Raw genomic sequence first — 12,279 nt, forward strand, 5'->3', positions numbered from 1 at the left:
TGACACCAGCTTAAGTATTCTGAATCACAATGTTCGGAAAACGGCCGCTGTAATCTTTGGTCCGCATTGCCAATTTGGCGGCCATTTTGCGGGCGATGGCTTTGTAAATTTGCGCCGGCCGCCCGTCCGGATCGGCCACCACCGACGGTCGACCGCTATCGGCATATTCGCGGATATGGATATCCAAGGGCAATGCACCAAGCATATCCACCTTGTTTTTCGCCGCCATCGCCACCCCGCCGCCCTGGCCGAAAATCGCTTCCTCATGTCCGCAATTGCTGCAGATGTGCATACTCATGTTCTCGACCAGTCCCAGAATCGGCACATTCACCTTTTCGAACATGCCCAAACCGCGCTGGGCATCGATCAACGCGATATCCTGCGGCGTGGTGACGACCACGGCCCCGCTGACCGGAATTTGTTGCGCCAGCGTCAGTTGAATATCGCCGGTGCCCGGCGGCAGGTCGATGATCAAATAGTCCACGCTGTCCCATTGGGTCTGCGTCAGCAACTGCTGTAGCGCGCCGGTCACCATCGGTCCGCGCCAGATCATGGGCTGGTCGGGATCGACCAAATAACCGATGGACATGGTCTGGATACCGAAGGAAATCTTCGGCTTCAGCATTTTGCCGTCCTCGCTGTCCGGCTTACCGGACAAACCCAGCATGGTCGGAATGCTCGGTCCGTAAATATCGGCATCGAGAATGCCGACGTTGGCACCCTCGGCGGCCAGCGCCAACGCCAGATTGACCGACGTGGTGGACTTGCCGACGCCCCCCTTGCCGGACGCCACTGCAATAATGTTCTTAACGTTCAGTAGTGGCTTCAGCGTTTTTTGTACCGCATGAGACACGATATTGACGTTGACTACAACATCGACTTTGCCCACGCCAGGCAGGGCTTGCAGGCGCTGCGTCAACGTTTCCCGCAATTCTTCCAGATAGCTTTTGGCCGGATAACCCAGTTCGATCGCCACACTGACATCTTGGCCTTCCACAATGATCTTCTTGACCGATTTGGCCGAAACCAGGTCGGTTTCGACATTCGGATCGATGAAACCTTTCAGTAAATTCTCGACAACCGCCTTGTCAATGCTCGCCATGCAAAACTCCGGATCAAATAGGTAATAACCGAGTAGTTTACTGCGAATTCACAACCGCTCAAGCCCTTTCTCCTGCGCCGGCCCGACAAACATTGCCCGCAAACCAAGTTGCCACACATCCGGTCGCCTCAAGCCGTTGCATCGCCAAGCCGACGGCTTAACGTCATCACTTCAAACAAACCACAGCAACATAAAAAATAAATTTTACTTTTATAATAGAAAGTTATAGAAATAACCTAATACTTGAGATTAAATTTATTCATCTTAATTCGCTCTTAATTACGGCCTCATCTGACTTTAATTTGCATCGTTTAGTGTCAACCACCTGATTTTGAACATTTAACAGACACATGACTCGACCCGCCGCCACGCCAAACCGCATCGCATCGCCCAAAGCGTTAGCCATCTCGGCACTGCTATTGAGCCAATTGCTGTCAGGCTGCCAAAGCTTGCAGATTTTCCAGCAGCCCGAGCCGGAAACCATCGTCTGGAACAGCAAAGCCGAAGACGTACCGATACACGAATTCAGCCTGAACCCGGGCCAAAACATGGTCGGCGAGTTGGCCAGCATCACCAGCGCCGAAAACGACACGCTGTCCGACATCGGCCGCCACTACGGCCTGGGCTTCAACGACATCGCCAACGCCAATGCCGGTGTCGATCCCTGGACGTTGTCCTCGGGCCAGAACGTGTTGCTGCCGCTCAGCTTCATTCTGCCGGACGCTCCACGCAAGGGCATCGTGCTGAACCTGGCCAACATGCGCATGTTTTATTTCCCGAAAAACGCGACCAACAGCGTGCTGACCTACCCGGTCGGCATCGGCCGTCAAGGCTGGCATACGCCGCTGGGGCAAACCCAGATCGTCGCCAAGAAAGCCAATCCCGACTGGACCGTGCCGACATCGATCCAACGGGAACACCAAGCGCAAGGCACGCCGTTACCCAAAGTCGTGCGCTCGGGGCCGGACAACCCTCTAGGCGATTACGCCATGCCGCTGGGTTTCAGCGGTTACCTGATCCACGGCACCAACAAACCCTACGGCATCGGCATGCAAGTCAGCCACGGCTGCGTGCAACTCTACCCGGAAGACATCGAAACCCTGTTCGGCAAGGTCGAGATAGGCACGCAGGTCAATATCGTCCACCAACCTTATCTGGCAGCCTGGCGCGACGACATGCTGTATCTGGAAGCGCATCCGCCGCTGGACAAATGGGAGAAGCAAAAAAAGCAGTTGCAAAAAGACATTCGTAAGAAACTACAACAACTGGCCGCCGCCAAAGGCGCAGAGGTGGATTGGAGCAAGACCGACCGCATCCTGCAGCGAGCCGACGGCATTGCCACGCCGGTACTGGCCGGCAGCCCGGACCTGGCGGAACTGAAAGCCAACGCAATTCCGCTGGCCCGTCCGGATCGGCTATACGGCCAACCAATTCCATCGGAATTGAGCGATAACGATTGGGCTATTCTCGCCGCCATTTTCGACAACGAAACCGATGCGCAGAAATTGGCGGCGATGCTGAACCACCAGGGTCCGCCGATCCCGGCTCGCAAAGTCGCCAAAGACGGCAATTATCAAGTCGTGGTGGGGCCTTTGAAGAACAAGAAAGAAGTGAAAAGCGTCGCCCAACGCATCAAACAGAATTTCGATATGGACGTTACCACGCTGGCTCCGAGGCAAGCCGCGAAAAACTGACTCGGCAGAATAAGCCCGCGGATTGCACCACCGACTCCGCCCAAGCGGTGCGCGAAGTTTTGCAGATTGAGCGGGCACCTACTGAAACAAGAAGGGCGTCTTTAGGCCAACTTCAGAACAGGCTGCGAAAATTTAGGCACGCCGACGATTTCGCCGCGCTGCAAATGCAAATACTGCAAGCCCATCAGCGTCGAAATTTCGTCGTACTCAATCCAGACCACCTTCGCCTCGCCCTCCACGCCGAGTTCATGAAAATCGAAGCTGGCAATAGTTCCTTCCGCGACTTCGATCCTGCCCAGCATGCGGATCATGATGCCGTCTATCGACACGTTCTCGGTATTGAACGCATAATCGGTGTTGTTGAGCACGATATGGCCGGCAGTCGAAATGTTTTTCCGGTATGCGCGGCGGCTGTAGAGCAAATTGTCGACGTCGTAAGACAGGTTGCGGAATTCGACCGCAATCTGGAATCCGGCGTGGACCGACTCGGCCCTGACCACTTCCGCCTCGCCCGCCAAGTTGATGTCCGGCAGGTAAAAATCGACGATAGGCGAAACTTGCAAGGCCCGAAATATGTCTTTGATGCCGGCCAACGAAGGTTTGACCTTTAATAGCGCCAACAGACCGGTTATCGACAGATTGACCACCACGATTTCATGCTCCTCCTGGCCTAGGTACAAAAGTCCGTGGCTGGCAAGGCTTTTTCGGTAGGCGCGGTTTTTGGTAGCGAACATGCTGTAATCCTTGTCTGACGGCGTGCTTTACAGGCTGCTAACGCTGAAAGCAGCAGCGCAAGACCTTATGTTTTTGTTATGGATTGAGACCGGGTATGTTAAACAAATTTTTTTGTCTGGCAAGCTTAGCCGTTTTGTCGGCCTGCGCAAGCGTACCGCCGAAAAACCCCGAAAACATCTGCCAAATCTTCCGCGAAAAGGAAGACTGGTACCAGGCCACCTTAAACTCCGCCCGCCGCTGGGGTGTGCCGATCGCAGTACAAATGGCCATCATCAACCAGGAATCCAGCTTCGTCGCCGACGCCCAGCCTCCGCGGCCGGTAATTTTAGGATTTATTCCTTGGTTCCGCTCCAGCAGCGCGTACGGCTATCCCCAAGCCAAGGATGAAACTTGGGCAGACTATCAAAAGCAGGCCGGCAACTGGTGGGCCGACCGCGAGGACTTCGCCGACAGTTGCGATTTCGTAGCTTGGTATTGCGCCACCAGCAACCGCAAACTCGGCATCCCGACCTCGGACGCGCAAAAGCTATACTTGACCTACCACGAAGGGCTGGGAGGCTTCCAGCGCAACTCCTACCTGTCGAAACAATGGCTGATGCATACCGCGCAAAAAGTGCATCAGCGGGCATTGCGCTACGACGCGCAACTGGCCGGGTGCCGACAAGAGCTGGAAGCTAAAAACTGATACACTAGCCACCCCGTTAACCGATGCCGATATGCATAATAACCCGGCCCTTAAATACCGTTCGCCTTTATGCCCTTTGGATACCGAGCTAACCGAAGGAACCAGCCCGAACGGAATGCTCGGCAGGAAACCTCTAAAATTGCACCTCGATTAACTTATTGATCCGGCCCTTAGTTGTTTAAATCGTTCGTGCTGAGCTTGTCGAAGCACAACCCGCATTTCGACTGACTCAATACCCACGGGGCGTAACGGCGAACAGATGTTAAAACTTTACAAGACCGGATCAATTGAGAACACCAAGCTTTATAAAGCGAAGTGTTAGCCGTTTGTGCTGAACTTATCAAAGCATCAACGGATAATGTTTAGAGGTTACCGCCAATCGATAGGCCTGGCTTATTGATCGAGCCAAGTGCCGTTAATATCCGTTGGCGGCTTGTCACTTGGGTATTGAGATTATGCTTCGACTGGCTCGGCACGAACGGTAAAAACAATTTAAAGGCCGGATCAATAACAACGGCATCAGCAACTTTCCGGAGTATTCATGAAGTCTACGAAACAACGCATCATCGCCACATTAATCGCATTTATCACAGGATTTATTATGTTCTCACTGGCCAACGCCAACACCCCAGCCGAAAACAAAGCCGCCGGCGAAAAGTACCTGGCCGAAAACGCCAAAAATCCCGGCGTGACCACCACCGCCAGCGGCCTGCAATACCAAGTATTTACCGAAGGCACCGGCGCGTCGCCCAAAGCTAGCGACAACGTCACCGTCCACTACAAAGGCACCACCATCGACGGCAAAGAATTCGACAGCTCCTACAGCCGCGGCGCACCGGCCACGTTCCCGCTGAACAGAGTCATCGCCGGCTGGACCGAGGGCGTCCAGTTGATGAAAGAAGGCGCCAAATACCGCTTCTTCATCCCTTCCAACCTGGCCTACGGCGAACGCGGCGCCGGCCGCGACATCGGCCCGAACTCGGCGCTGATTTTTGATGTGGAACTGATCAAAGTAAATTAAGCCCCCAATGTCGTTAAGTTACGGATGGTAGGAGCGGGCCATGCCCGCGATCAAACGCCTTCGGTCGCAGGCTTAGCCTGTTCCTACAAAATTTGAACAAGCTGGTTTGTTCCTAACTTAACGACATTGCCCCTAAACCGCCTCCGGCTGTTTTCCTAAAATCCGGACCAGCAAAAAATCCTTGGCAAAGTGCCACAAAAATACCGGATTGGTCGAAAAATAACGCTTGATCAAGCGCCGATCTTTCGCCATACGATAAACCCACTCCAGACCGCTTTTCTGCATCCAGAGCGGCGCCCGCTTGATATGGCCGGAGTGAAAATCGAACGCGGCACCGACGCCAAGCTGCACCGGAACATTAACCCGATCGAGATGCGAGGCAATCCACTTTTCCTGCTTCGGCGCACCCAAGCCAACCCACAAAAAATCGGGCTTGGCATCGTTAATCAAATCGACCAATTGCTTGTCTTCTTCCTCCGATAACGGCCGGAACGGCGGCGAATGCCAACCGACAATATCGGCTTCCGGGAAACGGCTGCACACATTCTTGACCAAGTCCGCCAGCACCTCGTCCTTACCGCCCAGAAAAAAATGCCGCCAGCCTCGGGCTTGACCGTGGTCCAAACATTTCAGCATCAAATCCGGACCGCAGACGCGGCTTCGAATATTGGCCCGATGCACCAAATTCGCGTACCAAACCAAAGGCAAACCGTCCATTGTCGTCAATGCGGCGTTGGAAATATTACGTAGTTCGTGGTCGGTAAGGCTGGCCACCGTCGTATGTACGTTTGCGATGCAAACTTGATGCGCCGCTCCTCCGGCTATCCAGGATTGAAATAATTGCAACGCACTGTCGTAAGTGAGAATGGGAAATTTGATCCCCAGCACCGCTACGGTTTTAGGGGGCGTTAAACCTTGATCCATAAGGCAATCCATATAGTCAACAAAAACCTCTCAACGAAAGGCAACGGGCGTAAATACCGCGACCTGGAGAGTAATTGGATTAAAAGAAAACGTCGGCTCGACCTAGATTGATCAGACCGAAAAACGACGCATTTATCAGGCCGTGCTTAGGTTTACAACTTGCCCTCCAGGAAACGGCAGCGACTCCGTTAATAAATCAGCCGCCAACCTAGATTCGACATCTTTCGCTCGGGTTCGAGCCCAATAAGGCGGCGCCAAACTCTTTCCGACGAGATCGACGAACTGCACGCGGAACAAACACGTTCGGAGCATCCTTAAGCCAAGAACAGTCTGCTCCAGAATCTCCGTTTATAACTCTTATGTCAACTTCGACAGCACATCGACACCGTTAAACCGACCATCCTGCAATTCAATCGAACACCATTGGACGGCGCTTTAAAGCCCCCTAAGCGATAGCACTACAGCCCTTCGCAATGTGCATCACAATTGCCCTACTGTCCGTTAGTACAATTTACAATCCGCAAACAATATAAAATTTCGGTTTATCTACCGTAAATAAGGAGTTATGATTGGCTCAACCGAATCATATAAATACGCGGCAATGCAGGCATGAACGGAATCCTCTGCTGACCCGATTTTGAAACAAATTCAACGTATCTTCACCGCCATGGTCAAGGAACAGACTGTTATCACTCAAATACCGACCCGACTTACGCGCGTAACCTACACCCAAGCCAAGCCAAGCCAACACAACGCGCATGTTAATCAAGGAGAAACTAATGTATTTCAAAATGCCGATACTTCTGGCCTGCCTATTCCTGTGCACCAGCGCCACTGCGCGAGACTTTTACGTGTCGCCTACCGGTAGCGACAAGTTAGATGGCTCATCGCCCAACGCCAATTTTTTCAACAAAACCGGCCCCTTCAAAACACTGAACCGTGCCAAGCAAGCAATTCGTGATTTGAAACTTGCCAGCATGTTTAATGAACCGGTCGTGGTACATCTCGGCAAAGGCACTTACCCATTGCAAGCGCCACTGGAACTTGGCGCCGAGGATTCGGGGCTTCCGGGACAAGAAATCATCTGGGAAGGCGAAAGCAATAGTACGATAATATCTGGCGGCATTCAATTAAATAACTGCCAAGCGTACGACGAACTCACCCCAGAAAAGATAATCAGTTGTCCAGTAACTAATTCAACGATTTCGAATATAACGGCAGAAAAATCCCCTAGAATCGCCGGAGACGCTCCTAAATTTGAGCTTTTCGTCAACGAACATAAAATGCATTTAGCGAGATGGCCAAATGAAGACTGGGCGCATATAAGGATTCCCTTGCGAACTCGAACTAGGCTATTAGTCTTAGAAAAAATGCCTCAATTTCAGGGCGACCTTAGTAAGGCACAAATACACATTTTTGCGGGCAATGACATTGTTGATGAATATATAGGCGTAGCAGCGTTTGACTTAACAAATAACCATATTACATTGTCAAGCGACACATCCTACAATATTTCCTCTGGTAGAAGATTCTACCTAGAAAACATCAAAGCAGAATTAGATACTTCAGAAGAATGGTTTTACGACAAAGCCACCAGTAGAATTTACCTAATACCGCCAAAAAACACCACCCCAGAGAAAATAGTTATATCCTATTCAACAAATCTAATAAAGATCAGGAAATCGAGCCACATCACTTTTAGAAACTTAACATTCCGTCACAGCACAGGAAACGCAATCAACATCGATCAATCGAACAACATATCTATTGACGGACTAGAAATAAACAATATCGGCGGCATAGGCATAAGAGCTCCTAATAACAATAACATCACAATCTCGAATAGTTATATACACGATACAGGACTTGGCGGCATATTACTTTCTGGTGGCGATCGTACTTTATTAGAGAGCGCAAATAACCTAATAGAAAACAATACAATTACCAATTATGACACTGTTTTATTAAACTACTCTCCAGCAATAGCCATCTCAGGCGTTGGCACTTCTGTTACTCACAACCTGATATACAATAGCACCGGAAATGCTATCGTTGTTGCCGGCAATGAACATTTGATTGAAAAAAATGAAGTTACCCAAATATGCAAGCAAGCAGGTGACTGCGGAGCAATATATTTGGCTGGCAGAGATTGGACTTACAGAGGCAACGTCGTTAGATACAATTATGTTCATGATTTCACTGGCTATCAATTAAACCAAGCGACATTGGATATACAAAAAAATAAAGTTGAATACATACCCGACGGAGCAAGAGGTATTTATCTCGACGACGGAGCAAGTGGGAATACTGTTTACGGCAACATACTGGACAATATTAGCTTCATTTCGATTCACGTCGGAGGCGGAAGGGATAACCGTATTGAAAACAATGTCATCAGGTCTCCAAGATACGCATTTCTAATGGATAATCGCGGAACATACGCCGATTGGACACCGAATAGAGAAAGTTTAGCGACAATGCCAATTAGTAGCGAAGCATGGCAGCAAAAGTACCCACAACTAAACCAGCCAATGAATAACGACACTTGGCCAGAGGGCAACACAGTATTTCGAAATATTTTTGCAATTACCAGCACCAACCCAACTAGATCCCTACGTTATGTAGCTCCGCGAAACTCCACAAATATCGGCAATAACTTGGTATGGCATAGAGGAAGCGATATCAGAGTGGACTATATGGTATTAGAGACAGGAGACGGCAAAGGAGGAGCGCCCTGGACAACATGGATAGATCAAGGGATAGAATTAAACAGCATCAATGCAGACCCATGCATCAATATCGTTGGCGGGGTAGTCAAAGTAACATGTAGTAATTCACCCATAAACTCAATCCGATTTGACCCCATACCGACCGACATAGGACTGCTTCAGTAATCCAACGAGCCAAACGGCTTTGCTATTTCGGTGCTATCGGACAAACCCAGTCAACGCTTATTTTGCGATAGTCAATTCAATCCGGACCCCGCGTAAGCGGGGATCTGGGTTCGACCCGTCCACTTGTGCCAGAATGGCTGCGGCGATGCCGCCAGGCGATTAGCCCGCTCTAATGCCGTTGTTATGCGAAACTCGACAAACAACATATCGACTATGCAAGCAGGTGATATATGTCCCCAAAAAATCAGGCAAACCTTCCCAACGACTGTAATCGGGATGGCACCAAACCGCCGCGAAACTCACTGCGGTTCGGCACAGCGCCGGCAAATCAGACCAAACCGATAAAGCTAGTGTTGATGAGCGGCTTACTTTGTCATTGCAGCCTGGCATTATCGGTGGATTTTTACGTGTCCACCGCCGGGAGCGACCAAGCGGACGGCATGTCGGCCGCAGCGGAAGCAGGAGGCGCCCGCGGTCCATTTTTTAGCCTGAGCCGAGCGCAACAAGCCATTAGGGAGCAAAAAACTCAAAATCGCTTTAACGAACCAATCACGGTACACATCCAGCCGGGTATTTACTCGCTACCAAGAGCGTTAACATTCGATATCCGGGACACCGGTTTTGCGGACCGGCCAATACGGTGGCAGGGAGAAGGCAGCCCCGTAATCATCAGTGCAGGAGTTTCTTTGAACGACTGCACCCCCGACCAGCCGCCAATGTGGAGTTGCAATGTAAAAGACCAAGCTTTTACCGGACTCAAATATCGGGAAACGCATCGCAAGCAGGGCGCAGTCCCCGGATTCGAATTATTTGTCAATAACCGCGCATTGCATCTGGCTCGCTGGCCCAATAGCGACTGGGCGCACGTAAAAATACCGTTCGACGACAACACTCGCTTCAGTAGCTTCGAACCTCTTCCCAAATTCGAAAACAACCCTCCCAGCCAAGTACAAGCGCACATTTTTGCCGGAAACGACTGGTACGATCAGTATATAGGGGTAAATTCGACGGACGTCTCTAACAATACATTAAAGCTTGCCAATAAAACGGCTTACAAACTCGGCAGCGGTCGGCGGTTTTACCTGCAAAATATAAAGACGGAACTGGACGCTCCCGGCGAATGGTTTTACGACCGAAACGAAGACAAAATACTGTTTATACCCATCGACTCCGCGAATCCGGATCAAATTACTGCGTCGTACTTACCAAGCCTGCTTACCTTGGATGGCGTGCATCACCTCAGCTTCAGCCATATGAGCTTTCGCTACTCCACCGAGCACGCCATAAAAATCAATAAAAGCGAACATCTGGACTTTACCGACATTGAGGTCAACAACATTGGCGGAAAAGCTATCGAGCTTAAAAATAGCAGTCACGTCACCATTGCCGACAGCCATATTCACGACACAGGGGAAGGTGGCATTCTCCTAAGCGGCGGAGACCGCACTACCTTGCATCCCGCGGAGAATATCGCACATAACAACCGTATTCACGACTTCGGCCGCGTCATAATGACCTATATGCCGGCAATCGAATTGGCCGGCGTCGGCAACCGGGCCACGCACAATCTCGTAGCCGACGCCCCCGGCTCCGGTATATTGGTGAGCGGCAACGATCACGTTATCGAGAAAAACGAGATACACCATGTCTGCGAACAGGCATCGGATTGTGGCGCCATATACTCCGGCCGGGACTGGACCTATCACGGCAACATTATCCGCCATAACAGCATTCACGATCTTTTCGGCTATGGACTGAAAAAAGTCGACATCAGCCAAAACACCTTCAGCTATGCGCGCCCGGACGGTGTGCGCGCAATTTACCTCGACGACGAAGTCAGCGGATTCAGCGTAATTGGCAACTTACTGTACAACCCCGGAATGATCGGCATTCAATTAGGCGGAGGACGCCATACAACGATAGAAAACAATATAATCGTTACGGATAAATACGCGATCATCGTCGACCAGCGCCTACCCAGCGCCGAAATCAAACGTCGCTTAGCGGAAATCCCCTACCGCAGCCCAATATGGAGCAACAAATATCCCGCTTTAGCCGCCCCCATGCATAATGAAAACTGGCCGGAGAACAACCGTATAGTACGAAACATACTAATAACGACTGCGAATAACTGGGGGCTGCGTTATCGAATGCCGGATTCCAGTAACGATATAAGCAGCAATCTAGTTTGGAATACTTCAGGGCCTTTTAAAATTACCTATGAAATACTGGATAGCTCGAAAAAACGCGATGGCGCCTTGTGGACTGAATGGGTTGGCGAAGGAATCGAGAAGAATAGTGTCGAAGCAGACCCTTGTCTAACAATAACTGGAAACATTCCAAAATTCTGCCCAGACACACCGACCAAGAAGATAAGTTTTCAAGCCCTGCCGGAAGATATCGGCCTGATTAAGTAATATCTCTGCAAAACTCTTTAAGAGGCTGTTGATTTTCTATATTTGCACATTGGACAATCTATATTTAGTAGTAAAAATCTCTCGCGCTCACGACATATAGTCGATTTTCGGCCAACTTAACGGGTGTGCAATTGTTTTTCAACACCCTGTTAAATCTGTTCGACAGGCCACTTGGTAAGACTCAATTAGCCGGTTTGAGCAACCTAGGCATTGAATTATACAAGCGTGACAATAACGCCTCCAATCCGCGCCTGACGACTGGGTTGACCGACTGTTCAAAATAGCGGTTTACCGCCCACGACACCAGCAACATAGCAACCATAATAATAAAATTTAGCAATATTCCGTTTGCAGTAACTGTAAAATGCTTCATAAAAATATTGCCAATTTTTAGATGCAACAAATACAAAGGATATGTAATAGCGCCCGCGACAACTAACAAATTGCACCTAATGTCGTCAAACCTTCGCGACGCAATAATCCACATTAACCCGTAACAAAAAGAAATAACAAAACCTACCCCGATATAAGGCAATACTTTAAATCGATCTACCCCAACCAACACGGCCAAACCCAAGGATAAAATAAGCGTGATCACGGACAATCTTCGATGTCGTCCTTGGTAAATATGGTAGAAAGCGCCGCCGGCGGAAAAATAATATCCGTACGATGTAATAAACAACTGCTTAATCCACCCTATATTTACCCCATAAAAATCTGCAAAACACAGCGCTACCCAACCCAAAAGAAGCCAGTGATAAAACCGGTAAACGTTTAATAGCATTAAAACTGCGATCAACAAATAGG

At 50.0% G+C, this 12,279-nt stretch carries 9 protein-coding genes; 5 read left to right on the forward strand and 4 right to left on the reverse strand.

Going from position 1 to position 12,279, the window contains the following annotated elements:
• Positions 1–10: 10 nt before the first annotated feature.
• Complete coding sequence (gene apbC / locus NP603_RS16840) at positions 11–1,102, reverse strand: iron-sulfur cluster carrier protein ApbC (RefSeq protein ID WP_256612053.1); 1,092 nt, start codon at positions 1,100–1,102, stop codon at positions 11–13.
• Positions 1,103–1,452: 350 nt separating this feature from the next.
• Here apbC and NP603_RS16845 point away from each other — a divergent pair, with 350 nt between their 5' ends.
• Positions 1,453–2,796: a L,D-transpeptidase family protein gene (locus tag NP603_RS16845; protein WP_256612054.1), complete on the forward strand. Its 1,344-nt coding sequence runs from the start codon at positions 1,453–1,455 to the stop codon at positions 2,794–2,796.
• Positions 2,797–2,897: 101 nt separating this feature from the next.
• Here NP603_RS16845 and NP603_RS16850 read toward each other — a convergent pair whose 3' ends face one another.
• A complete protein-coding gene (locus NP603_RS16850) occupies positions 2,898–3,530 on the reverse strand; it encodes a PilZ domain-containing protein (RefSeq protein ID WP_256612055.1) in 633 nt (210 codons plus the stop codon).
• A 95-nt stretch (positions 3,531–3,625) separates the two neighbouring features.
• On the opposite strand from NP603_RS16850, the gene NP603_RS16855 reads away from it, so the two are divergent.
• A complete protein-coding gene (locus NP603_RS16855; RefSeq protein WP_256612056.1) occupies positions 3,626–4,216 on the forward strand; it encodes a transglycosylase SLT domain-containing protein in 591 nt (196 codons plus the stop codon).
• A gap of 541 nt (positions 4,217–4,757) precedes the next feature.
• On the forward strand, positions 4,758–5,237 hold the full coding sequence (gene bamJ / locus NP603_RS16860) for a BamJ family beta-barrel-assembly machinery protein (protein WP_256612057.1): 480 nt from the start codon (positions 4,758–4,760) through the stop codon (positions 5,235–5,237).
• Positions 5,238–5,369: 132 nt separating this feature from the next.
• Here the strand turns inward: bamJ and NP603_RS16865 are convergent, their stop codons facing one another.
• Positions 5,370–6,161, reverse strand: a complete 792-nt coding sequence (locus NP603_RS16865) for a WecB/TagA/CpsF family glycosyltransferase (protein WP_256612058.1) — start codon at positions 6,159–6,161, stop codon at positions 5,370–5,372.
• A gap of 779 nt (positions 6,162–6,940) precedes the next feature.
• Between NP603_RS16865 and NP603_RS16870 the strand changes: the two genes are divergently transcribed.
• On the forward strand, positions 6,941–9,055 hold the full coding sequence (locus NP603_RS16870) for a right-handed parallel beta-helix repeat-containing protein (protein ID WP_256612059.1): 2,115 nt from the start codon (positions 6,941–6,943) through the stop codon (positions 9,053–9,055).
• Between the two features lie 230 nt (positions 9,056–9,285).
• Positions 9,286–11,472, forward strand: a complete 2,187-nt coding sequence (locus NP603_RS16875) for a right-handed parallel beta-helix repeat-containing protein (RefSeq protein ID WP_256612060.1) — start codon at positions 9,286–9,288, stop codon at positions 11,470–11,472.
• 181 nt (positions 11,473–11,653) lie between these two features.
• Here the strand turns inward: NP603_RS16875 and NP603_RS16880 are convergent.
• Positions 11,654–12,279: acyltransferase family protein (locus NP603_RS16880; RefSeq protein ID WP_256612061.1), on the reverse strand; the 626-nt coding region annotated here is incomplete at its 5' end.

It is taken from the genome of Methylomonas aurea, from assembly GCF_024505045.1.
Taxonomy (GTDB): domain Bacteria; phylum Pseudomonadota; class Gammaproteobacteria; order Methylococcales; family Methylomonadaceae; genus Methylomonas; species Methylomonas aurea.